This window comes from Aquaspirillum sp. LM1, assembly GCF_002002905.1.
Lineage (GTDB): Bacteria > Pseudomonadota > Gammaproteobacteria > Burkholderiales > Aquaspirillaceae > Rivihabitans.
In genome coordinates, this window is sequence record NZ_CP019509.1 from 1,107,143 (window position 1) to 1,131,107 (window position 23,965).

The following is a 23,965-nucleotide window of genomic DNA, read 5'->3' on the forward strand; positions in this document are numbered from 1 at the left end:
GCGCGTTTCCAAGGGCCGTCTCAATCTGCTTGTCCTGGACCATGGCCCTGCTATTTAACCCAACAGCGAGCCAATCTCGGCAATGCTGTCAATCACCCCGTCCGCCTGTAACGCCGCCACCGATTCGGTGTAACCGTAGCTGACGGCCAGCACTGGCGAGCCGTGGGCGCGGGCCGCCAGGATGTCGTTGCTGGAGTCACCCACCATCAACAGCTCGGCTGGGGCCACGCCAAACTGCCGGGCGGTATGCACCAGCGGTAGCGGGTCGGGTTTTTTGCTGGCCAGGCTGTCGCCGCCCAACACCAGACTGAAATAGTGACTCAACCCCAGCACCAGGAGCAGTGGCTGGGTGAACACCATCGGCTTGTTGGTGACGCAGGCCAGCGGCAGGCCGCGCTCAGCCAGCGCGCTCAGCCCGTCGTGCACGCCGGGATACAGCTGGGTGCCAGTGCTCAGGGTGGCCAGGTAGTGCTGCTGAAACGCGGTGCGGGCGCGGGTTTGCAGCGGGGAATCGTCCACGCTGGCGTCTGGGTTGTCGAGGATGGTGCGCGCCATCAGCATGGCGGCACCGTCTCCCACAAAGCTGCGCACGCGGGCGTCGGCCAGCGCCGGCAGACCCAGCTCGGCGCGCACGGCATTGGCGGCGCGGCTCAGGTCGGGCAGGCTGTCCACCAGGGTGCCGTCCAGGTCAAAGGCGATGGCGCGAATCGGGGTAGCAAACATGGGCGGAGCTCCAGAATCAGGCAAGGCTGCATGGTGCCTGTGTCTGTCCGACAGGGCAAGCCAGCGATGGACATACGCCGGATGCCGTGTCAGTGTGGTACAAACACCGCAATATGGTCAGACCACTGGGCCGCGCCCATGTTAAGATGACCCGCTTTGTTCTATACGTGAACATGACAGAGATTAGGTGTTTTCACCTAGTTTCTGTGCTATCCGCTATAATCGCGAACCATTTCGCTTTTAGTGTATGGATGTTCGGGGTGCCAAAAGCCGCGCATGGTCTGGTCGTTTGGCGACCGGTCATGTTACGGATGGCTTATATCCACGCACCCCGGCAAGGTCCCCGCCCTAGTATTTGTCTTCCGCCTGCGTTATCCGCCGGCGGCTGGAGTTGTTTGCATGCCTTTTTCCCGACTGGGGTTGTCCGACCCCATCGTCCGTGCCGTGGCCGAGCTTGGTTACACGGAACCCACTCCGATTCAGCTTCAGGCCATTCCGGCAGTGCTCAGCGGGGGTGACCTGCTGGCCGGCGCGCAAACCGGCACCGGCAAAACCGCCGGCTTTACCCTGCCGATCCTGCAGCGCCTGTCAACCACCGCCCCGGCCCAGCCCAATGCCCGTCCGGGGATTCGGGCGCTGATTCTGACCCCCACGCGTGAACTGGCCGCCCAGGTGGAAGAAAATGTGCGCGACTACTCGCGCCATTTGAAACTGACCTCAATGGTCATGTTTGGCGGCGTGGGCATGAACCCGCAGGTCGATCGCCTGAAAAAGCGGGTGGATATTCTGGTGGCCTGCCCGGGCCGGCTGCTCGACCATCTGTCGCAAGGCACCATGGACCTGAACAGCGTGGAAATCCTGGTGCTGGATGAAGCCGACCGCATGCTGGACATGGGCTTTGTCCATGACATCAAGAAGGTGCTGGCCAAACTGCCGCCCAAACGGCAGAACCTGCTGTTTTCCGCCACGTTTTCTGATGAAATCCGCGCACTGGCCGACCGTCTGCTCGACCATCCGGCGCTGATTGAAGTGGCACCGCGCAACGCCACCGCCGACCGTGTGCGCCAGCAAGTGTACCGGGTAGACCGCGAACGCAAGCGCGACCTGCTGTCGCACCTGATTCAAGAGCATAACTGGCAGCAGGTGCTGGTGTTTACCCGCACCAAGCACGGTGCCAACCGCCTGGCAGAAAAGCTGGAAAAAGACGGCATTCCGTCGGCAGCGATTCACGGCAACAAAAGCCAGTCGGCGCGCACCAAGGCGCTGGCCGGTTTCAAGAGCGGCGAGCTGCAAGTGCTGGTGGCCACCGATATCGCCGCCCGTGGCATTGATATCAGCGAGCTGCCGCATGTGGTGAACTTCGAGCTGCCCAATGTGCCGGAAGACTATGTGCACCGGATTGGCCGCACCGGTCGCGCGGGTGCCGAAGGTGAAGCCATTTCGCTGGTCTGCGTCGATGAAAACAAGCTGCTGGTGGATATCGAGAAGCTGATTCGCCGTCCGCTGCCCAGCAGCCAGGTGCCGGGCTTTGAAGTAGACCCGCGCATCCAGGCCGAGCCTATTCCGAATGGCCGTAATGCCCCGCGTGGCGGCGGTGGTGGTGGCGGGCGTTCCGGTGGCGGTCAGCCGCGCAGTGGTGGCGGCCAGGGCAGTCACCACGGTGGTCCTGGCGCACCGCGCGCGCCGTCGGCCACCCCGCGTCCGGCTGGCCAGGGCCAGGCACGCACGCCGAAAAAGCCGACCTCACGTCATCATTGAGCCAGGCCTGCGCTGGCGTGGCCAATGGCGCACCAGCGCAAAAAACCGGCAGCACCTGTTTTCCAGGTGTCTGCCGGTTTTTTTACGCCCTCAATGCGTCATCACGTCCACTTTCAGCGTGTTGCCACAATTGGACGAAAACCCTTCCTGACCAGCCTGCAACAATTCGCGCAAGGTAGCCTGCGGTGGAATATGTGCCGGCAGGTTCATGTAAATGTCCACCAGCATGCCATCCGGGGTGCAGATGAATTTCATCCGTTTGTGCGCCCCCTGGCCCAAGCCCTGGTCAATCACGTCGAACACATCCTGGGTGGGAATGCTGAAACCGCGATTGGCGCTCATGAACGGGCCGATTCCGGATTGATTGAATGCCTCGGTCAACTTGATTGCGGTGGCAAAATAACCGTCGGCATCCCATTCGGTCTGGCAAGTGCCATGCTTGAACCACTCGTGGCGCTGCAGGCAGGAGCCGGCTGCCGCACTGGGCATCACCTTTTTCAGCTGGTCCATGGTGGGCGGCGCAATGGCCGGCTCCGGGTAATCACAAAACGCCTTGGCCTGGGCTTGTGCGCTGCAAAAGCCATAATGCGTGCCACAGCTGCTCAGATTGGGCCACAAGCCATGCAGGGTGAAATTGCCTGCCGCCCATTCGCTCGGCGCGGCGCATTCCGGCTTGGTCTTGTGCGATTCACAAAATGCCGCCTGCCAGCTGACGGCAAACACATTGCCATCGGCCAGGCCGGGGGTGGTGCAACGGCTGGCGGTGCTGGGTGTGGCTGGGGTGGAGGGGGCCGGCGTGGCGGTAAGAATGCCCTTGCCACACTGCGCCGACACCCAGCGCCCGGACGGCTGCACATAGGGCAGCTGGATGCGGTACCAGCCCGGTGTGCGGGCTGCGCTGGCGTCGATCACCGGATACGCCACCCCCGGCTGCAGCCGGGCCTGATCCGGATTACGCGCCCGCGTGCCCGCTTTGGGCTGGTTCAGCGTGGCCGCACAGGCCTGGGTGGCGCTGAAGCTGCCGGCATAGCCGCTGCCCGCCGCCAGCACCGGCTGGCCCATGCTGGCCAGCGCCAGGGTCAGGCCCGCCAGCAGCAGGCGCGAGGGGGAGAATCGATAAGACGGTATGGGGAACATGGTAAGACTCCAGGGTGCAGGGTGAAATCCGGATAATTGACCATTCTCGTGGCATCATAACCCGTTTTGCATGCTGGCGTCGTTGCCGGCTAGCCTCAGCGTGAGACCGGCAGCACCCGCAAGCGGTAATCCACCGGTTTGCCTTCGCTACCTGCCCCATCACGGTACAGATACACCTTGATGGTGTAATCCCCATCATCAGGCAATTCGCCCAGCCAGCCACGGGTTTCCACGGGCTGAATGGTTTTGCCATCCGGCTGGATCACCGAAAAATAAGCCAGCGCCACCTTGCCGGTCACTTCAATGCGCACCTTGGCCCCAGCCTTGGCGCTCAGCCGGTAACTGCGACTGGTGCTGCCACTCAGGCTGCCAGACAGTGTTTGCCCCAGGTTGATACGCAACGAGCCATCGCTGTTGGCCGGGCGAGGTTTGCTGACTGGCCGGGGCTTGGGCGCGGGTTTTTTGGCTTCAGCAGCTGGTGGCGTATCCAGGCTGGCAGGCTCAGTGGGCGAGGGCGCAGCTGCCGTAGGGGCAGCGGCTGGAGCGGGAGCGATAACGGGGGCAGCCGCGGCAGTCGGGCTGGCGTTGGCAGCGTCCTGCGTCGGGTTGGCGGTGACGGTCACCGGTGTGGCCGTGGCCGATTTGACCGGCGCGGCGGCTGCGCCGCTGGGGCGCTGCAAGGGAATCACCTGCAGTGCCGGAGTGCTGTCCTGGGCCTGAGCGGTGGCGCTGGTCAGCGCGGCCAGTGCCATCAGCCAGAATGATTGGCGCATCGATACGTTCTCCTGTCGAGCCACGGTGGCGCGCTGGCCCTGCAGCCCTTGCTGTGTCGGATCATAGAGTGTACCTGTGCGACGGGGGGCATGAACAGACGCAAACGCCCGGCTGCAGGCAGCCGGGCGTCGGGCAATCCCACTCCTTCCTATTCAGCTCAGATGAGTGGGGGTGCTGAGTGGATCAGGCGCGCACATCCACATTGGCACCCAGATGCAGCGGGTTGGACGCTGCCGGCGGGGTGGCCACCGAGTTCAGCAGGGTGGCAACTGATTGGGCTTGCAGATCTTGCGATTTTTTCAGCGCAAAGATGCTGGCGGCTTGATGGACTTCAGTCGGGGCAGAAGAAACGCTGGCGGGACTCATGATGGACTCCAAAGTGTAGACACCTGCTCGACAAGAACAGGCTCAGGATGGATTGCACGCGCTTTTGCCAGAAAGTGCAATCGTAGAACTACCTAATTTGCAGAATTTTTGATGGCAATACCCACAGGGGTTTGTTTTTAATTGCACAGCATTAATTCAAACGTTAGTTTGACTGCATGCATTGACTACGCTACAGTCAGGCTGCAGCCTCCCGGTCGCACCGGGCAGGTTATTATCAGGATACGCCTTTCGCTGGACAGTTATCGGCGACATGGCCACGCTATTTTCATCAGGAGAACACGGCATGAGCGAGCTGCAAACCCGTTTTGAACAAGCCCAGATTGATCTGAAATCACTGTCGGAACGTCCGGACAACGCCACCCTGCTGGAGCTGTACGCGCTGTACAAGCAAGCCACCGCCGGCGATGTCAGCGGCGAGCGTCCGGGCATGATGGACTTTATCAATCGTGCCAAATACGACGCCTGGGAACGGGTGCGCGGGCAATCCAGCCAGGCTGCGATGGAACGCTATCTGGACATTGCCAACCAGCAACTGGGCCGCAGCTGATTGCCCGGCACGCGGGCATTGCGGCAGGGGGCCACGGGCTGGCACCCCGTGGCGGACACTTCAAGCCGGATGCAGTGGCGTTTGCGCTCAAGCGGCAAAATTGATGCCAATGTGCTTGTGTTGCGGATAAAGCTTTGCATCACCAGGGCTTGAAAAGCCCGCATTGCCCCACAAATACCGTCTTGACAAAACTTTCTGGAGGTGCAGAACCATGCGTCAAGACAAACTGACTACCAAATTCCAACAAGCCCTGGCCGACGCACAAAGCCTGGCCCTGAGCAACGACCACGCGTACATCGAACCGCAACACCTGCTGGCGGCCATGCTGGACGATGCCGACTCTGGCATTGCCAGCCTGCTGGCCCGCGCCGGGGTCAATGCGCCGCGCCTGCGCCAGGCGCTGGCCGCCGCGCTGGAGCGCATGCCCAAGGTGCAGGGTACCGGGGGCGAGGTGAATGTCTCCCGCGACCTGCTCAACCTGCTCAATCTCACCGACAAGGCCGCCAGCAAACGCGGCGACCAATTCATTGCCTGCGAGCTGTTCTTGCTGGCGCTGGCCGAAGACAAGGGCGAAACCAGCCGGCTGCTGAAAGAGCAGGGCGGCAGCCTGCCGGCGCTGACGGCGGCAATCGACGCCGTACGCGGCGGCGATACGGTGGGCAGCCAGGACGCCGAAGGCAAGCGCGAAGCCCTGAACAAATACACGCTGGACCTGACCGCTCGCGCCCGCGAAGGCAAGCTTGACCCGGTGATTGGCCGCGATGATGAAATTCGCCGCGCCATCCAGGTGCTGCAACGCCGCACCAAGAACAACCCGGTGCTGATTGGCGAGCCGGGGGTGGGCAAAACGGCGATTGTCGAAGGCCTGGCCCAGCGCATTGTCAATGGCGAAGTGCCGGAAAGCCTCAAGCACAAGAAGCTGCTGGTGCTGGATCTGGCTGCGCTGCTGGCCGGGGCCAAATTCCGTGGCGAGTTTGAAGAGCGGCTGAAGGCGGTGCTCAACGAGCTGGCCAAGGATGAAGGCAACACCATTGTGTTCATCGACGAAATCCACACCCTGGTGGGAGCCGGCAAGGCCGAAGGTGCGATGGACGCTGGCAATATGCTCAAGCCGGCGCTGGCGCGCGGCGAGCTGCACTGCCTGGGGGCCACCACGCTGGACGAGTACCGCAAGTACATCGAAAAGGACGCCGCGCTGGAGCGCCGCTTCCAGAAAGTGCAGGTCAGCGAACCGAGCGTGGAAGACACCATCGCCATCCTGCGCGGCCTGCGTGAGAAGTATGAAATCCACCACGGAGTGGACATCACCGACCCGGCAATTGTCGCCGCCGCTGAACTGAGCCACCGCTATATCACCGACCGCTTTCTGCCGGACAAGGCCATCGACCTGATTGACGAAGCCGCCAGCCGGATCCGGATGGAAATCGACTCCAAGCCGGAGGCGATGGACAAGCAGGAACGCCGGCTGATCCAGCTCAAGATTGAACGCGAAGCCGTGCGCCGGGAAAAGGACGAAGCCTCGCAAAAGCGTCTGAGCCTGATTGAAGACGAAATCCGCCGTCTTGACCGGGAGTATTCCGACCTGGAAGAAATCTGGAAGGCCGAGAAAGCCGCCGTGCAGGGCGCACAAACGATCAAGGAGCAGATCGACCGGCTGCGTACTGACATGGAAGACGCCACCCGCAAGGGCGACTGGCAAAAAGTTTCCGAACTGCAATATGGCACGCTGCCGCAACTGGAAGCCCAGCTCAAAGCCGCCGAAGCTGGAGAAAACCCGGCTGGCCAGAAAAGCAACCGCCTGCTGCGCACCCAGGTAGGTGCCGAGGAAATTGCCGAAGTGGTCAGCCGCGCCACCGGGATTCCGGTGTCCAAAATGTTGTCCGGCGAGCGCGAAAAGCTGCTGAAAATGGAAGATGTGCTGCACCAGCGGGTGATCGGCCAGGACGAAGCCGTGCGCGTGGTGGCCGATGCCATCCGCCGTTCGCGTTCCGGCCTGTCCGACCCGAACCGGCCCTATGGCTCCTTCCTGTTTCTCGGCCCGACCGGGGTGGGCAAGACCGAACTGTGCAAGACGCTGGCTGGCTTTTTGTTTGACAGCGAAGAACACATGATCCGCGTGGACATGTCGGAATATATGGAGAAGCATTCGGTGGCCCGGCTGATTGGCGCGCCACCGGGCTATGTGGGCTACGAGGAAGGCGGTTATCTCACCGAACAGGTGCGCCGCAAGCCGTATAGCGTGATCCTGCTTGATGAAGTGGAAAAAGCCCACCCGGACGTGTTCAACATTCTGTTGCAGGTGCTGGACGATGGCCGGCTGACCGATGGCCAGGGCCGCACGGTGGACTTCCGCAATACCGTGGTGGTGATGACCTCGAACATGGGCAGCCAGCTGATTCAGTCCATGGCCACCGACGACTACGAACTGGTCAAACTGGCGGTGATGGGCGAAGTGCGCACCCACTTCCGCCCGGAATTCATCAACCGGATTGACGAAGTGGTGGTGTTCCATGCGCTGGACAGCCAGCACATTGCTTCGATTGCCCGCATCCAGCTCAAGCATCTGGAAAAACGTCTGGCGGCGATGGGGCTGCAGCTGGAGGTCAGCGACGCTGCACTGGCCTTGATCAGCGAAGCGGGTTTCGACCCGGTGTATGGTGCGCGTCCGCTCAAGCGGGCCATCCAGAGCGAAATCGAAAATCCGCTGGCCAAGTCGATTCTGGCTGGTCGTTATGCGCCCAAGTCAGTCATTCGTATCGACGCCCAGCACAACAAGCTGGTGTTTGCCTGAGTCAGCGATACGCCGCGCCGTGCAAGCCCTGCCAGTCTGGCAGGGCTTTTTTCATCTTAGGGATACGCTGAACAAATCGTCATTCCCGCGAAGGCGGGAATCCAGGAGGTTGATTTTGCTGGGTTTTGCTTTTGGCAAACACGATTTTTCTGAATAAATCAGCGTATCCTTAGGTGCGGCTGATGGCAGCGCCCACCGCGCGGCGGTGACGTTGACCTGCTGATATTGAATGCCATGATGTGAATGGATAATAGCATAATATGCTTGAAATTTATTTCACTGGAATATATTATCCGCAACTGTTGCGGTTAAGCTTGCGTTAAGCTTGGCTGATGATAGTATGGAAATGTCCATCATCTGTTCAGACAAGAAAAGATGCAAAACCCGATAAAACAAAAAATTTCTTTAATTTTCAATGTTTTATGAATTCAAGTATATTACTCCTGCACTGGATAAAGCCCATTTTCCATGTGTGGCTTTAATTGTCATGCTGCTGTCCGGCCTTGAGCGGAGCATTTCAACCGCCGCATTGGCTTAAGGGGCTGGCAGGGTGCACAAATTTCCGCCAGTTTCTGCTGTTGTGATAGCTCATGACATGGCAGTATACGTTGGGCTATAATACTAAACCTTTGTTCATTTATTTGTCTGCTGGCGCGCCGGTTCAGCTTGTGCTGGCCAGTGGCTGCGCCGCACTGCCGGAAGCTGACTCCCGATGAAAAACCTGTCTGTACGCACACAACTTCTGGCCCTGGTGATCCTGGCCGTGGTGGGCTTTCTGGCGCTGGGCGGCATGGTGCTGCGCTCGGAATACCTGGCCTTGCGCGCCGCCAGCGTGGACAAGCTGACCACGCTGACCGAAAGCGCGCTGTACATCATCCGTCACTATGAAGAAGCGGCCAGCCAGGGGCAGATGGGCGAAGCTGACGCCAAGGCGCAGGCCAAGCGGGCGGTGATGGCATCGCGCTACGGCAAGGATGGCTATTTTTTCATTTTTGACGCCCAGCTCAATTACGTGGGCCACCCGCTCAAGCCGGCGCTGGACGGCACCAGCGTGTACAAGCTGAAAGACGCCAAGGGGCGGAATCTGGGCGAGCTGTTTGCCAAGGCGGTGGCCGATGGCAGTGGGCTGGCATCGTATGACTGGATCAAGCCAGGTGACTCGGACGAAACTGAAAAAATCTCCAAGGTATTGCGCAGCCAGCGGTGGCACTGGGTGGTAGGCACTGGCCAGCATATTGAAGACATCAACCGCGAAATCTGGCAGTCGGCCATCAATCTGCTGGTGATCATGGGTCTGGGTACGCTGCTCTTGCTGCTGGCCGGCATGGCGATTGCGCGCAATATTGTCCGCCAGTTGGGCGGCGAACCGGTGTATGCCGCCGAAGTGGTGGCCAGCATTGCCAGCGGCAACCTGAATACCCCGATCATCGAGCGCGGCCAGGGCTTGCTCAGCGCCATTGCCAGCATGCAAACCCAGCTGCGCACCATGGTTGGCCAGGTAGCCGAGCAGGCCAACCGGCTGATGGACATGTCCAAGGGCTTGTCCGGCCATGTCGAGCATCTGTCCACCGCCGCCCAGAGCCAGAGCGAATCGGCCTCGGCCATGGCCGCCTCGGTAGAGCAGATGACCGTCAGCATCAATGAAATTGCCAGCCATGCCGGCGAGGCGCGCGATATCAGCCAGAATGCCGGCCAGCAGTCGCATGACAGTGGTCAGGTGGTGCGCCGTGCCGCCGAGGAAATGGCCGAGATCAATGGTTCGGTGGAGGCTGCATCGCATACGCTGACCACGCTGGTGCAGGACGTGGGGGGGATTAGTTCGATTGTCGGGGTGATTCGTGACGTGGCCGACCAGACCAATCTGCTGGCGCTCAACGCCGCGATTGAAGCTGCCCGCGCTGGTGAACAAGGCCGGGGCTTTGCCGTGGTGGCCGATGAGGTGCGCAAGCTGGCGGAACGCACCGCCAAGGCCACCGGGGAAATTACTGACCGAATTCACCATATCCAGCACTTGTCCGGCCAGTCGCGTGCCAGCATGGACGCCGCCGTGCAGCGGATGACCGATGGCGTGACCCTGGCGCGTGAAGGCGGCGAGGCGATTGGCACCATCGAAAGCCACTCCAATCAGGTGGTGGCCACGGTCAACGATATTTCCCTGGCGCTGAAAGAGCAAAGCCTGGCCAGCAACGACATTGCCCAGCGTATTGAGCAGATTGCCCGTGGCGCTGGCGACACCGCTACGGCGGTGCAGGCGGCGGCGCTGGCCAGCAGCGAAATGCACGCCGTGGCCGCCAGCCTGCAAACCTCGGTGCGTGGCTTTCGTACCTGAGTCATGAACGTTGAGCCATGAAAGCCATGAAAAAGCCCTGATGGCTCAGGGCTTTTTCATGATGGCTGCCGGACAGCGCTTAAGGAAACGCTGAAAAAATCGTCATCCCCGCGAAGGCGGGAATCCAGGGTGTTGCTTTTGGCAAAAACGATTTTTCTGAATCAATCAGCGCTTCCTTAACGCCAGAACTGATACCACGGCATATCCTGATACACCCAGGGCGATTTCAGATAGCGGCTGTTCGGGTAGCTCGTGACCAGCACCCGCTGGCTGTCTTCGGCCAGTTTCGGCAGTTTCAGCTCGGTGTAGGCGGTGACCATCAGCGCCAAGGCTTCTTCGGTGTAACCCGCGTCGGCAAACTCGCGAATGGTGGCCTGGGCGCGGTTGACCGCCGCCAGGTACGCCTTGCGTTTCATGTAATAGCGCGCCACGTGCATTTCATTGGCGGCCATGGCGTCCACCAGGATGGCCATTTTTTTCTTGCCGTCTTCCGCATACGGGCTTTGCGGGAAGCGGGTAATCAGCTCGCGAAACGCCTGGAACGACTCGCGCGCGGCGCGCGGATCGCGTTCGGACAAATCCTGCCCGGTCCAGCGGGTCAGCAGCGATTCATCTTCGTTGAAATGCACCAGGCCCTTCAGGTAGTAGATGTAATCCAGGTTGGGGTGGGCCGGGTGCAGTTTGATGAAACGGTCGCACGCCGCCAGCGCCAGTTGGGCTTCCCTATCCTTGAAATGGGTGTACGCGAGGTCCATTTGCGCTTGCTGCGCAAAGCGTCCGTACGGAAAACGCGCTTCCAGCGTTTCGTATAGCTGCACAGCGCGCGTATAATTGCCACTGTTCAATTCGTCGCGGGCCTCGCCGTAGAGTCTTTCTACCGGCCAGCCTCGCGTTTCATCAGCAGGTCCCTTGGTGGACGAACATGCCACCAGACCTGCCGCCATCAGCATTGCAGCAACGATTTTTTTCATGAGCCATCCTTACGACAGTTCCGAAGATTATAACGACTTATCCGAAAACCGTGTCGTCCAGATACCGACGGAATTGGCAGGCGAGCGGCTGGATGCCGCTCTTGCCCGTTTATTTCCGGTGTATTCGCGCTCACGGCTGCAACAATGGATCAAGGACGGCCACGTGTTGGTCAACGGCGAAACCGCCCTGGGCAAGCAAAAGATGTACGGTGGCGAGCAGATTCTGCTCGACGCCCCGCCCCCGCCAGAGATCAGCGCATTCACCGCCGAGGACATTCCGTTCCCGGTGGTTTACGAAGACGAACACCTGCTGGTGATCGACAAACCCGCCGGGCTGGTGGTGCACCCGGCGGCCGGCAATTGGTCCGGCACCCTGCTCAACGGCCTGTTGCACTACTGCCCCAGCCTGACCCAGCTGCCGCGCGCCGGCATTGTGCACCGGCTGGACAAGGACACCAGCGGCCTGATGGTGGTGGCCAAAACCCAGCTGGCGCAAACCGACCTGGTGCGCCAGTTGCAGGCGCGCACGGTCAAGCGCCATTACCGCGCCGTGGCCGACGGCCTGGTGCGCCAGTCCGGTGCCATCGACGCCGCCATTGGCCGCGACCCACGCAACCGGCTGAAAATGGCCGTGGTGAATTTTGGTGGCAAGCCGGCGGTCACCCATGTGGAAGTGGTTGAACGCCTGCTGGCGCACACCCTGGTGGAATGCCGGCTGGAAACTGGCCGCACCCACCAGATTCGCGTACACATGCAAAAAGCCGGGCACCCGCTGGCGGGTGATCCGCTGTATGGCAATCCGCGCCACGCCATGAGCAATACCGCCCGCGAGGCGGTGGCGCTGCTGGGCCGTCAGGCGCTGCACGCCTACCGGCTGGCGCTGGTGCATCCGGCGACGGGCGAAACGCTGGAATGGAAATCCCGCCTGCCTGCCGATATCCGCGCCTTGCTGGCGGTACTGCGTGCCGAAGCTGGCCACGCTCACCACGCGCCGGACCTGGACGACGACGAGGATGACGGCGACGACGATGGCTGGGAGATCATCTACACCCGCGAGGAGTAACAAACGCGCGGCAAAACCCGTCTTGGCGCAGGCTCCGGCAGTGCTGTTGCTGCCATCTGGCATTCCCCCTAGCCAAACCGGCGCGGGGGTTTTATAATCCGACGCTCTTACCCGGAAGCGTGGCTGAGTGGTTTAAGGCAGCGGTCTTGAAAACCGTCGGGGATGTGAGTCCCCCGTGAGTTCGAATCTCACCGCTTCCGCCAGATCAAAACAAAACCCCCTTGAGCAATCAAGGGGGTTTTGTTTTGATCTGGTCAGTGTGGTGTCGTGGCCAGGACAGCCCCGTGTCAAATGGGCAGGATAGCACCAGGGCTAGGGCAAAAAGCGCCAACGCCATGGACAGCCAACCAGCCGGCGGCGCTTTTGCAGTGACAACGACACACCCATACCCAATCCCGCCCCCGCCGATATAATACCCCCCTCTTCTTGCTGTCCCCCGGAGGCGCCATGTCCACCACCCTGCCCGCTGTCTTGATTGTGGACGATGAAATCCGTTCGCTGGAAACCCTGCGCCGCACGCTGGAAGAAGCGTTTGAAGTATTTACCGCCGCCAGCACCGACGACGCGCTGGCCATCCTGCAAAGCGAGTTTGTCCATGTGGTGATCAGCGACCAGCGCATGCCGGACATGACCGGGGTGGCGTTCCTGAAAATTGTCCGCGAGCGCTGGCCTGAGGTGGCGCGCATCATCCTGTCTGGCTACGCCGACAACGCCGACATCATTGCCGCCATCAACGAAGCCGGGATTTACCAGTACCTGCTCAAGCCCTGGCGGCCAGATGCGCTGCTGCTGACCGTGCAGGGCGCGGCGCGGCTGGGAATGTTGCAGCGGGAAAACGAGCTGATCAATATCGAGCTGAAAGCCAGCGAGCCGTGGATGCGCAGCCGGGTGGCGGCCAAGCGCCAGCAGGCATCGGATGCGTTTGCCATGAGCAGCATCACCCGCGCCGCCAACAGCCCGCTCAACCGCATCTGCACACTGCTGACCAAGGTGGCGATACACGACATTGCCGTGCTGATTGAAGGCGAATCCGGGGTGGGCAAGGAGCTGCTGGCGCGTGCGCTACATTACGCCAGCCACCGCGCCCAGCGCCCGTTTGTGGGCGAAAACTGTGCGGCGCTGCCGGAGCAGTTGCTGGAAAGCGTGCTGTTTGGCCACAAGCGCGGCGCGTTTACCGGAGCCTATCAGGACCACGTTGGGCTATTTCAGCAGGCTGACGGCGGCACCATCTTTCTGGACGAAATCGGCGAAACTTCGCCAGCGTTTCAGGCCAAGCTGCTGCGGGTGCTGCAGGAAGGCGAAATCCGCCCGGTGGGCAGTTCGCGCTCGCTGAAGGTGGATGTGCGCGTGGTGTCGGCCACCAACCGCACCCTGGCCGATCTGGTGCAGCAGGGGCGTTTCCGCGAAGACTTGTACTACCGGCTGTCGCCGTTTGCCGTGGTGACGCCGCCGCTGCGCGAGCGCCCGGAAGATATTCCGCTGATTGCGCTGGATTTGCTTGAGCGCATGCGCGCCAGCTTTGGCCAGCCCGACGCGCTGTTCAGCCCGGCCACGCTGGTGTGCCTGCAAAACTACCGCTGGCCGGGTAATGTGCGCCAGCTGAAAAACGAAATCCAGCGCATGCTGGCGCTGGCCGAGGGTGCCGTGCTCAGCCCGGACTTGCTGTCGCCGCAGGTGCTGCACGCCGGCGATGAATCGCAGCAGGAAGAACTGGCGTTTCTGGGCAGCGTGCGCGGTGACCTGAAAGAACGGCTGGACCAGCTGGAAAGCCAGATCATCCGCGAAACCCTTACCCGCCACCGCTGGAACAAAACCCGCGCCGCCAGCGAGCTGGGCCTGTCGCGGGTGGGCCTGCGCAACAAACTGGTGCGCTACGGGCTGGAACCCAAGGGCTGATGGCAATGATCGTCGGGGGCAACACACGCTTATTTGCGCACCCGTCCCAGCGTCAGCCCGTACAGTGCCATGCGCGCCAGCTTCTTCAGGCTGGGAGCCAGCATCAGGCTGTACCAGGAAAATTTCCAGTACGCGGTTTTATGCCGCAACGACAATAATTTGTCGCCGTAGGCAACCATCACATCGTCCAGATAAGCCAGATCCAGCGCCAGAATCAGATTGCAGCTGTTCAGGTGGTCAATGTGGTTCTGGGTCAGCGTGGCGCTGGCGCGGGTTACATTATTGTGATGGCGGCGATAGCGGCCCAGCACTTCATCCAGATAGTGAATTTCACCGCCGTTGTGCAGGGTTTCCACCCAGTACAGCCAGTCAGACGCCACGGGAATGGCCGGGTTGAAGCCATGTTTTGGGGTGCGCTCGCGGCGCACCATGGTCGAGCAGGCACCATTGAAGGTGCCATGGCGGATGGCGGTGTGCACATCACCGGACAGCTTGGTTCTTTCATTGAAAAAATACAGCGTGGCGTCGGTTTCCGACTGGAACACATCCAGATTGTGGTAGCACACGCTGCAGTGCGGGTGCGCTTCCATATGCGCCACTTGCTTGCTGATCTTGCCGGGCACCGGGTCAAGTTCCGCCTGGCGATGCTGCCATGGTCGCACGGGCGCTGCCGGCGTAATGGATCAGATTATGAAACACGGTTGGCGTGGCCCCGCTATTGCGGTAGCCATGCGCCTGGTCGGCAGCAAAGCGCAGCGCCTGGCCCGCGTTCAGCGGCTGCCAGCTACCGTTGAGCCAGAGATCCAGACAGCCGGCAATCACCAGCACATATTCGCTCACCCCGGTCACATGCGCGTCAGCCAGGCGCTGGTAGCCGGGGGGCAGGGTCAGTTCAAACAGTTCAAACCCCACCGCCGGATCATAAGGAAACACCGGTGCCACCAGCATGGCGTCGCTGGCCGGTTGCCGGCGCAAAGCGTGGGCATCACGCCGTTCTGGCGGGCGCGGCGGCGCAGCCGGGGCCTGCGACGGCTCCAGCAGCTGCGACAGCGACAGCTGCAAGCCGCCGGCCAGCTTCCACAGCGTGGCCACCGTCGGGCTGGATTCGCCGCGTTCAATCTGGCCCAGCATGGCCTTGCTCACGCCAGTGGCGGCGGCGGTGTGGTCCAGACTCCAGCCGCGCGCCTTGCGCAGCGCACGCAAGGTGTCGCCCAGGGCAGTGGGGGAAGCACTCATCAGGCATCAGGCTCCAGATTCAGCAGGCCACCCCATGACACTGCATGGCGCGGGGTAGCATGAAAATACTCAAAATAAAAACAGGTTGGGCTATTGTGCGTAATAGCGCACAAGGGGTAGCATGCGCTGTGCGTCATCACGCACACTTTTGTCATTACAGCACAGTTGCCAGGGCCTTGCACCCACTGTGCCCGCCAGGAGCCGCCATGCGCCGTTATTTCAATCCATCCCATTTGTCTGCCGGCCTGATTGCCGTGCTGGTGGGCTACACCAGTTCGGCGGCCATCATTTTCCAGGCGGCCACCGCCGCCGGGGCCACCCCGGCGCAAACCAGTTCGTGGCTGTGGGCGCTGGGCGTGGGCATGGGGCTTACCAGCCTGGGCCTGTCGTGGTGGCATAAAATGCCAGTGCTCACCGCCTGGTCCACCCCCGGCGCGGCGCTGCTGGTCACCGCGCTGGCCGGGCTGTCGATGGGCGAGGCGGTGGGGGCGTTCCTGTTTGCCTCGGCGCTGGCGCTGCTGTGCGGCATCACCGGCTGGTTTGACACGCTGATGCGCTGGGTACCCAAGGCCATGGCTGCCGCCATGCTGGCCGGGGTGTTGCTGCGTTTTGGTCTGGGCACGTTCACCGCATTGCCCAGCCAGCCCTGGCTGGTGGGCAGCATGCTGCTGGGCTTTTTGCTGCTGCGCCGCTGGGTTCCGCGTTTTGCCGTGCCGCTGACCCTGCTGCTGGGCCTGGCGGTGGCGGCGGGGCAGGGGCTGATTCACACCGAGGCGCTGACGGTATCGCTGGCCCAGCCGGTGTGGATGGCCCCCAGTTTTTCCTGGACCGCGCTGATTGGCGTGGGGCTGCCGCTGTTTGTGGTCACCCTGGCGTCACAAAACGTGCCCGGCGTGGCGGTGCTGCGCGCCAATGGCTACACCCTGCCGGTATCACCACTGGTGGGCTGGACTGGCGCGGCCGGGGTGCTGCTGGCACCGTTTGGCGGGTTTTCGTTTAACCTGGCTGCCATTACTGCCGCCATCTGCATGAGCCCGGACGCCGACCCTGATCCGGCCCAGCGCTATCGGGCGTCGATCTGGGCGGGGATTTTCTATCTGGGCACCGGCCTGCTCGGTGCCACGGTGGTCGGGCTGTTTACTGCACTGCCGCAGGCACTGATTGTCACCATCGCTGGCCTGGCGCTATTGGGGACGATTGGCAATGGCCTGGCTGCCGCACTGGAACACCCGGCAGAGCGCGACGCGGCGCTGATGACCTTTGTGGTGACCGCGTCGGGAATGTCATTGTTTGGCATTGGCAGCGCCTTCTGGGGCCTGCTGCTGGGCGGGCTGACCGCCTGGCTGCAACAGCGCAGCCGGTGAGGCACCGGGCTCGCGGCGTGACCGGGGTGTCGCCAATGCCGGGCGACGCCCCGGTGTGACAGGCCTGTGACACTGATTCAGAATTAAGCCTTGCTTTTCAGTACGGTTTATCAGATACTGACGGATTGCCGCTCGGCCTTGCCTCCAGATTCGATCTGGTGGTTCATCGTCTCTCCGACCCTCTGTCGATCCTGTTGCTGTGATCGACCACCTTACGGTTGGCATTCGATGTTCATGACATGCCGCCGCCGTCTTGCTGCCTGCTAGTTTGACGCCTGCCCTGCCGAGCTCCATTGACCTCGTATCCATACAAAGGAAGTTCCCTTGTCGCAATCTGCTTTCGAGGCGCTCGGCCTCGACGCCCGTATCGTTTCCACCTTGACCCAAAACCAGCTGACCACACCGACCCCGGTGCAGGAACAAACCATTCCGCTGCTGCTGCAAGGACGTGATCTGATCGGGTCGGCACAAACTGGCACCGGCAAAACCGCTGCCTTCCTGCTGCCGGCGTTGCATCGCCTGGCGCAATCGACCGAAAACACCAAGGGCCGTGGTGCCCGCGTTCTGGTGCTCACCCCCACCCGCGAGCTGGCTCAGCAAGTGGCCCGCGCCGCAGAAACCTTTTCCAAGGGTCTGCCGCGCATCAAAACCGTTTGCGTGGTGGGCGGCGTGTCCTACCGCATCCAGAACGACCTGCTGGCCAAGCCGCACGAAATTCTGGTGGCTACCCCTGGCCGTCTGATCGACCACGTCAATGCCCGCCGCATTGACTTCTCCCGTCTGGAAATGCTGATCCTCGACGAAGCCGACCGCATGCTGGACATGGGCTTCTCCGACGACGTGCTGGCGATTGCCAACCAGCTGCCGAAACAGCGCCAGACCGCATTCTTCACCGCCACCACCACCCACAATGTGCGTTCGTTTGCCAACGAACTGCTCAATGACCCGGCCACCATCGAAGTTGCCGCGCAGACCGCCCGTCATGAGCAGATCGACCAGATGATGTGCTATGTGGATGACCTGGGCCACAAGAAACGGCTGCTGAAGCACTTCCTGGCTCAGGAAGGCATCAAGCAGGCCATCATCTTCACCGCCACCAAGCGTGACACCGAAGAACTGGCCGACGAACTGTGCGTGGAAGGCCTGCGCGCCGCTGCCCTGCATGGCGACATGCCGCAACGCGAACGCACCCGCACGCTGACCCAGCTGCGCCGTGGCGAATTCGACCTGCTGGTGGCCACCGACGTGGCCGCCCGTGGCATCGACGTGGCCGGCATCAGCCATGTGTTCAACTTCGACCTGCCGCGCTTTGCCGAAGACTACGTGCACCGCATTGGCCGTACCGGTCGTGCTGGTGCCACCGGCACCGCCATTGCCCTGGTAGGCCGTGACGACGTGATGCCGCTGCGCCGCATCGAACGCTTCACCAGCCACAAGATCCGCGTGCATGAAGTGGAAGGCATGGAAGGCCGTTTCCGTCCGAACGAACGCAAGCCGGGCAGCGGCGGCGGCAATGGCCGTCCGCATGGCGGTGGCAAGCGTCCGGGCAGCAGCTGGGGCGGCAAGGGCAAGTCGCACGGTGACCGTGGCTTTGGCGGCGACCGTTCGTTTGGCGACCGCGCCGTGGCCACCACCAGCGGCGAACGCAGCTTTGGCGACCGCAGCGAGCGCAGCCACAGCCATGGCGAACACCCGCACGCTGACCGCGCTCCGGCCAACCGTGGCCACTTTGGTGACCGTCATCAGGACCGTGGCGGTTACGCCGGTCGCCACGAGCGCAGCCCGCGCCCGGCAGGTGCCCCGCATGCCGCGCCGCACGCCCCGCGTGCCGAAGGTCAAGCTCGCAGCGAGCCGCGCGGTGAAGGCCGTCAGCCGCTGGACAACTCCAACCACAACCCGTTTGCCAATGCCGGTGGTCGCCCGCCGCGCCATGGTCAGCACAGCGAACCGCGCAGCTTCAGCGGTGACCGTCGCCCGGCCAGCCCTGGCGGCGATCGTCGCCCCGGTGGCCAGAGCGCCGACGGCCAGCGCCGTCCGGTGCGTGAAGGTGGCCACGGTGCCCGTCGCGACCGCTATCCGGCTTACCGCGACTGATCTGCCTGAGCGCAAGCCGCCAGGCTTGCCGCTGGCAGGCTGACGCCAAGCCCGAAACCAGGGCACCCTTATCCGGGGTGCCCTGGTTTTTTTATGCCCACCCTCTGCACAAGCCGGCGCAGGCATGCTAATGTCTTCGGCTATCCAAACCGCCCCTCTCACCTGCCGGAAGCTGCCATGCTGGAACGTGAATACCTGAATATCTGTCTGGCCGAGCCCTCTTCGGTGCAGGCCAGCATCATCAAGCACATGCTGAGTACGCTTGGCATCGATAACCTGCAAATCACCGAAAGCGGCCAGGCCACGCTGGACCTGCTGGCCAGCCCAGTGCCGCCCGATGTGGTGATCAGCGCGCTTTACCTGCCCGACATGACCGGCACCGACCTGGTGTATCGCATGCGCGATAACCCGCGCATGCGCGAAACCCCGTTTTTGCTGGTGTCCAGCGAAACCAAGCGCTCCTACCTCGACCCGATCCGCCAGGCCGGCACCCTGGCCATCCTGCCCAAGCCGTTTACCGGCGAGCAGCTGTCGCATGCGCTGAACAACACCGTTGAATTCCTCAACGCCCACGAAAACCGCATGGACTCCAGCGTGCTGGACGTAGCCGAACTCAGCGTCTTGCTGGTGGACGACAGCCTGACCGCGCGCAACCATATTCGCGGCGTGCTGCAACGCATCGGCTTTGAGCGCATCAGCGAAGCCATCAACGGCCAGGAAGCCGTGCCGCTGCTGGACACCACGCTGTTTGACCTGGTGGTCACCGACTACAACATGCCGGAAATGGACGGCAAACAGCTGGTGGAATACGTGCGCCAGCACAGCATGCAGCCGTCGGTGCCCATTCTGATGGTGTCGTCCGAGCACGACGAAGGCCGGCTGGCCGCCATCGAACAGGCCGGCGTGTCGGCCATCTGTGACAAACCCTTTGAAGTGGAACTGATCCGCAAGCTGCTGCGCAATTTCTTTGTCGAGCCCAGCCGCTGCTGATTGGCCCTGTATTGACCTGGATTGTCTGGACTTGGATGATCTGATTGCGGCGCGCCCGGTGACGGGCGCGCCGCGCTATTGTGAGCCAAACCCCATGAGCCACCCCCTGCGCATCGCCTTTGCCGGCATTGGCCTGATGGGCCTGCCGATGTGTCGCCGCCTGCTGGCCGCCGGCTACCCGCTGACCGTCTGGAACCGCAACCCCGACAAAACCGCCCCGCTGCTGGCCGCTGGCGCACGCCAGGCCGCCAGCCTGGCCGAACTGGCGGCTGGGGCAGATATCGTCTGCCTGTGCCTGTCTGACACCGCCGCTGTCGAGCAGGTGATGTTTGCCGCCGACGGCTTGGCCGTCCACTTGGCGGCGGACACACTGGTGGTGGATTTTTCCAGCATCGAACCCGCCGCCACCCGCCTGTTTGCCCAGCGCCTGGCCACCCAATGCGGCGCACGCTGGGTGGACGCGCCGGTTTCCGGTGGCGTGGTCGGTGCCGAGCAAGGCCGGTTGGTGATCATGGCTGGCGGCGAGCCCGCCGACATCGAGCGCCTGCGTGCGCCGCTGGCGGCGCTGAGCCAGCGGCTGACCTGTATGGGCCCGGTGGGCTGTGGCCAGGTCACCAAGGTGTGCAATCAATTGATTGTCGCCGCCAACAGCCTGCTGATTGCCGAAGCCGTGGCACTGGCCGAACGCGGTGGCGTAGACGCCAGCCTGCTCGCCCCGGCGCTGGCCGGCGGCTTTGCCGACTCGCTGCCGATGCAAATCCTCGCCCCGCGCATGGCCACCCGCCAGCATGAACCGGTGCAGTGGAAAGTGGCCACCTTGCTCAAAGACCTGGACAATGCCGTGAAACTGGCACGGGAGACCGACAGCGCCAGCCCGCTGGCCGCGCTGGCCGACCAGTTGATGCGGCTGCACGCCACACGCGGACATGGGCAGGCGGATTTGAGCAGTGTGATTGGCTTGTTTCACTCGAGCATCGACAGCACCGCCCCAGCCTGAACACCAAGGCTTGCTACGGCGCTCAGGCATGGCATTCATTCCGTGAATGGGATGGCAGGGGCAAACATTGCCCTGAGGGGCATGCCCATCCGCTACACTGGGCGCTGTTCTGTTTTTTCCCGGTTTTGACCATGACCGCCTCTTCCCTCTACCTTGGCCTGATGTCCGGCACCAGCCTGGATGGCGTGGACGCCGTGCTGGCCGACTTTGCCAGCGCCCGCCCCACGGTGCTGGCCTGCGTCAGTCTGCCCTATCCGGATAGCCTGCGCAGCGCCGTGCTGGCGCTGCAACCGCGTGGTGACAACGAGCTGGACCGTGCCGCCCGGCTGGGGCGTGAGCTGGCGCAGCTGTACGCCCAGGCAGTCCACGCCACCCTGGCGGCAGCCGGGGTCAGCGCCAACCAAGTGGCCGCGCTGGGCTGTCACGGCCAGACCGTGCGCCATGCGCCGCACGCCGGCTACACGATTCAGCTGGGCGACCTGGCCCTGCTGGCCGAACTGACCGGGGTGGACACCATCGGCGACTTCCGTCGCCGCGATCTGGCTGCCGGCGGACAGGGTGCGCCGCTGGTGCCTGCCGCCCATCAGGCCTGGTTTGCCCACCCGACCCAGGCGCGGGCAGTGCTCAATCTGGGTGGCATCGGCAACCTGACCCGGCTCGACCCGGCCTTGCCGGTGATGGGTTTTGACACTGGGCCGGGCAATATGCTGCTGGACGCCTGGATTGGCCAGCATCGGCCCGGCCAGCGCTTTGACGCCAATGGCGAATGGGCGGCCAGCGGCCAGTGTCTGCCAGCCTTGCTGGCCGAGCTGCTGACCGAACCGTACTTTGCCTGCCCCCCGCCCAAAAGCACCGGGCGCGACCTGTTCTCGCTGGACTGGCTCCAGCCTCGCCTGGCCGCTTATCCTGGCCTGGCCGCTGCCGACGTGCAGCGCACCCTGCTGGCGCTGACCGTGCACAGTGTAGCCGATGCCGTGCGCCAGCATGCGCCGGCCACGCGGGCCTTGTATGTATGCGGCGGCGGCGCGCTGAATCCGCTGCTGATGGCCGAACTGGCCGCCGCGCTGCCGGATTGCGCCGTGGCCACCACCGATGCACTGGGTATTCCGGCCATGCAGGTGGAAGCACTGGCCTTTGCCTGGCTGGCCCGCCAGTACTGCCTGCGCCAGCCAGGCAATGTGCCGGCGGTCACCGGCGCGCAAGGGGAACGGGTATTGGGGGCGCTGTATCCGCGCTGAAAGCCATGCGCACGGCGGTCTGACGCTGAATGTCCCGACCCGTGGCACGCTGCCCGGCCCGTCGGGCGCTCTGCCAGTCCGTGCGCGCCTTGTGCTGGCCGCTGCCAGATTTGACAACTTACCTACCAATAAGTAAATTGCCGGCATGACTGCTCCCGATGCCGCTTCCCCCCAGCCGGATGACGCCCGGCAAGACACCAAAAAACGCATTCTCGACATGGCCGAGACACTGCTGCTGACCCGTGGCTTCAATGCCTTCAGCTACCAGCATATTTCCTCCAGCCTGGGGGTGAAAAACGCGGCGATTCACTACCACTATCCCAAAAAAAATCATCTGGGCGTAGCGGTGATCCAGCGCTATCGCCGCCGCTTCCAGCGCTTTGTCGACGCTCAGGCCGGCTTGTCCAGCGTGGCCCAGCTGGAAGCCTACTTTGCCCTGTCCACCCGCTACTACGACCAGGACCAGCAAATCTGCCCCAGCGGGATTCTCAGCGCCGAATACCATGTGCTGCCGGAAGACATGCAGACAGAAGCCGCTGCGTTTGTGGCGGAAATGCGCGACTGGGCCGTGCAGATTCTGCGCGAAGGCCAGGCGCGGGGAGAACTGCAGTTTGCCGGCACGCCGCAGGCCATGGCGGCGGTGATGTTTGCCGCGTTGCAGGGGGCCTTGCAGCTGGCCCGGCTGGACCCGGACATCCTGCTGCAGATCAAGACCCAGCTGCGCGCACTGCTTAACGCGCCCACTGACGCCTGAGCCCCGATCCGTGTCTGGCGGGGCGCAGTCCCGCCGGTTTTTCCCGTTTACCCAGGAGATTGTCGTGACCCATCCCTCTGTGCGCACCGAACTGGCCGATGGCATTGCCCAGCTGACGCTGAACCGCCCGGACAAATCCAACGCCTTTGACGCCGACATGTGGCAGGCGCTGCACGACGCGCTGCGCTGGGCTGACGACACACCGGAAGTGCGGGTGGTGATCCTCAGCGGCGCGGGCAAGAATTTTTGCGCGGGGATTGATCTGGCCATGCTGATGAATATCCAGCAAACCATCCAGAACGACTGCGAAGGCCGCAAGCGTGAAGCGCTGCGCCGGCTGATCCTGCAGCTGCAGGGGGATATTTCCAGCCTGGAACACTGCCGCAAGCCGGTGATTGCCGCCATTCACGGTGCCTGTGTCGGCGGTGCCATCGACCTGATCACCGCCGCCGACATCCGCTTTGCCAGCGCCGACGCCTATTTTGCCGTGCGTGAAATCGACATGGGCATGACCGCCGATGTGGGCACCCTGCAACGGCTGCCGCGCATTGTGGGCGAAGGCGTGGCACGCGAGCTATGCCTGACTGGCCGCCGGGTGGACGCTGCCGAAGCTGCCGCGCTGCGGCTGGTCAACCGGGTGCTGGATACGCCGGAGGCGTTGCTGGCGCATGCCCGCCAGGTGGCCGCCGAGATTGCCGGCAAATCGCCGCTGGCGGTGCGCGGCACCAAGCAGGTGCTCAACTACAGCCGCGACCACAGCGTGGCCGACAGCCTGGAATATGTGGCCAACTGGAACGCCGCCATGCTGCTGTCGGCGGATATCCAGCAGGCGGTGATGGCCAGCATGAGTAAAACCCCGGCGCAATTTGCCGATTAAGCAGCGCCCACAACCGGTCGAGGGGGCGGCGACAGATGC

The 23,965-nt window shown here is 62.8% G+C and carries 20 protein-coding genes and 1 tRNA gene; 14 read left to right on the plus strand and 7 right to left on the minus strand.

Annotated features, from left to right (window positions below; translation table 11 throughout):
* Positions 1-54: 54 nt before the first annotated feature.
* On the minus strand, positions 55-723 hold the full coding sequence (locus BXU06_RS04850) for a phosphoglycolate phosphatase (protein WP_077297353.1): 669 nt from the start codon (positions 721-723) through the stop codon (positions 55-57).
* A gap of 399 nt (positions 724-1,122) precedes the next feature.
* Here BXU06_RS04850 and BXU06_RS04855 point away from each other — a divergent pair, with 399 nt between their 5' ends.
* The gene (locus BXU06_RS04855) at positions 1,123-2,481 is read left to right on the plus strand and encodes a DEAD/DEAH box helicase (protein ID WP_077297355.1); all 1,359 of its coding nucleotides are present in this window, start codon (positions 1,123-1,125) and stop codon (positions 2,479-2,481) included.
* A gap of 90 nt (positions 2,482-2,571) precedes the next feature.
* Here BXU06_RS04855 and BXU06_RS04860 read toward each other — a convergent pair whose 3' ends face one another.
* The 3 genes from BXU06_RS04860 to BXU06_RS04870 all read right to left on the minus strand — a co-directional run bounded on the left by BXU06_RS04860 (position 2,572) and on the right by BXU06_RS04870 (position 4,758).
* The gene (locus BXU06_RS04860) at positions 2,572-3,618 is read right to left on the minus strand and encodes a hypothetical protein (RefSeq protein ID WP_077297357.1); all 1,047 of its coding nucleotides are present in this window, start codon (positions 3,616-3,618) and stop codon (positions 2,572-2,574) included.
* A 95-nt stretch (positions 3,619-3,713) separates the two neighbouring features.
* A complete protein-coding gene (locus BXU06_RS04865) occupies positions 3,714-4,391 on the minus strand; it encodes a PPC domain-containing protein (RefSeq protein WP_077297359.1) in 678 nt (225 codons plus the stop codon).
* Between the two features lie 184 nt (positions 4,392-4,575).
* Positions 4,576-4,758 (minus strand): YjfB family protein, encoded by a 183-nt coding sequence (locus tag BXU06_RS04870; protein ID WP_077297361.1) that lies wholly within the window; start codon positions 4,756-4,758, stop codon positions 4,576-4,578.
* Between the two features lie 304 nt (positions 4,759-5,062).
* Between BXU06_RS04870 and BXU06_RS04875 the strand changes: the two genes are divergently transcribed.
* From BXU06_RS04875 to BXU06_RS04885, 3 genes are all read left to right on the plus strand, one after another.
* Entirely contained in the window at positions 5,063-5,326 is a 264-nt protein-coding gene (locus BXU06_RS04875) for an acyl-CoA-binding protein (RefSeq protein WP_077297363.1), read from the plus strand.
* A gap of 211 nt (positions 5,327-5,537) precedes the next feature.
* Positions 5,538-8,117 (plus strand): ATP-dependent chaperone ClpB, encoded by a 2,580-nt coding sequence (clpB, locus tag BXU06_RS04880; RefSeq protein ID WP_077297365.1) that lies wholly within the window; start codon positions 5,538-5,540, stop codon positions 8,115-8,117.
* A gap of 712 nt (positions 8,118-8,829) precedes the next feature.
* Entirely contained in the window at positions 8,830-10,446 is a 1,617-nt protein-coding gene (locus BXU06_RS04885; protein WP_077297367.1) for a methyl-accepting chemotaxis protein, read from the plus strand.
* Between the two features lie 176 nt (positions 10,447-10,622).
* Here BXU06_RS04885 and BXU06_RS04890 read toward each other — a convergent pair whose 3' ends face one another.
* Positions 10,623-11,417 (minus strand): outer membrane protein assembly factor BamD, encoded by a 795-nt coding sequence (locus BXU06_RS04890; RefSeq protein ID WP_077297369.1) that lies wholly within the window; start codon positions 11,415-11,417, stop codon positions 10,623-10,625.
* On the opposite strand from BXU06_RS04890, the gene rluD reads away from it, so the two are divergent.
* The 3 genes from rluD to BXU06_RS04905 all read left to right on the plus strand — a co-directional run bounded on the left by rluD (position 11,416) and on the right by BXU06_RS04905 (position 14,376).
* Positions 11,416-12,480, plus strand: a complete 1,065-nt coding sequence (gene rluD / locus BXU06_RS04895; RefSeq protein WP_077297371.1) for a 23S rRNA pseudouridine(1911/1915/1917) synthase RluD — start codon at positions 11,416-11,418, stop codon at positions 12,478-12,480. The two genes, BXU06_RS04890 and rluD, sit on opposite strands and share 2 nt — an antisense overlap.
* A gap of 113 nt (positions 12,481-12,593) precedes the next feature.
* Positions 12,594-12,683: transfer RNA gene (locus tag BXU06_RS04900), tRNA-Ser, on the plus strand.
* A gap of 244 nt (positions 12,684-12,927) precedes the next feature.
* The gene (locus BXU06_RS04905; protein WP_077297373.1) at positions 12,928-14,376 is read left to right on the plus strand and encodes a sigma-54 dependent transcriptional regulator; all 1,449 of its coding nucleotides are present in this window, start codon (positions 12,928-12,930) and stop codon (positions 14,374-14,376) included.
* A 29-nt stretch (positions 14,377-14,405) separates the two neighbouring features.
* Here the strand turns inward: BXU06_RS04905 and BXU06_RS04910 are convergent, their stop codons facing one another.
* Together BXU06_RS04910 and BXU06_RS04915 are read right to left on the minus strand one after the other, a co-directional pair.
* Positions 14,406-15,038, minus strand: a complete 633-nt coding sequence (locus tag BXU06_RS04910; protein WP_171982113.1) for a hypothetical protein — start codon at positions 15,036-15,038, stop codon at positions 14,406-14,408.
* Positions 15,004-15,612, minus strand: a complete 609-nt coding sequence (locus tag BXU06_RS04915; RefSeq protein WP_077297377.1) for a helix-turn-helix domain-containing protein — start codon at positions 15,610-15,612, stop codon at positions 15,004-15,006. The genes BXU06_RS04910 and BXU06_RS04915 overlap by 35 nt, the downstream gene beginning before the upstream one ends.
* Positions 15,613-15,818: 206 nt before the next feature.
* On the opposite strand from BXU06_RS04915, the gene BXU06_RS04920 reads away from it, so the two are divergent.
* From BXU06_RS04920 to BXU06_RS04950, 7 genes are all read left to right on the plus strand, one after another.
* Positions 15,819-16,976 carry a benzoate/H(+) symporter BenE family transporter gene (locus BXU06_RS04920; protein ID WP_150125103.1) on the plus strand — a complete coding sequence of 386 codons (1,158 nt, stop codon included), beginning with the start codon at positions 15,819-15,821 and terminating at the stop codon, positions 16,974-16,976.
* Between the two features lie 324 nt (positions 16,977-17,300).
* A complete protein-coding gene (locus tag BXU06_RS04925) occupies positions 17,301-19,070 on the plus strand; it encodes a DEAD/DEAH box helicase (RefSeq protein WP_077297380.1) in 1,770 nt (589 codons plus the stop codon).
* A 177-nt stretch (positions 19,071-19,247) separates the two neighbouring features.
* Positions 19,248-20,060, plus strand: a complete 813-nt coding sequence (locus tag BXU06_RS04930) for a response regulator (protein ID WP_077297382.1) — start codon at positions 19,248-19,250, stop codon at positions 20,058-20,060.
* A 94-nt stretch (positions 20,061-20,154) separates the two neighbouring features.
* Positions 20,155-21,057: an NAD(P)-dependent oxidoreductase gene (locus tag BXU06_RS04935; protein WP_077302662.1), complete on the plus strand. Its 903-nt coding sequence runs from the start codon at positions 20,155-20,157 to the stop codon at positions 21,055-21,057.
* Between the two features lie 131 nt (positions 21,058-21,188).
* Positions 21,189-22,295: an anhydro-N-acetylmuramic acid kinase gene (locus BXU06_RS04940; protein WP_077297384.1), complete on the plus strand. Its 1,107-nt coding sequence runs from the start codon at positions 21,189-21,191 to the stop codon at positions 22,293-22,295.
* A 145-nt stretch (positions 22,296-22,440) separates the two neighbouring features.
* Positions 22,441-23,049, plus strand: coding sequence for a TetR/AcrR family transcriptional regulator (locus tag BXU06_RS04945; RefSeq protein WP_077297386.1), 609 nt, complete (start codon positions 22,441-22,443; stop codon positions 23,047-23,049).
* A gap of 64 nt (positions 23,050-23,113) precedes the next feature.
* Positions 23,114-23,926 carry a crotonase/enoyl-CoA hydratase family protein gene (locus BXU06_RS04950; RefSeq protein WP_077297387.1) on the plus strand — a complete coding sequence of 271 codons (813 nt, stop codon included), beginning with the start codon at positions 23,114-23,116 and terminating at the stop codon, positions 23,924-23,926.
* Positions 23,927-23,965 lie beyond the last annotated feature (39 nt).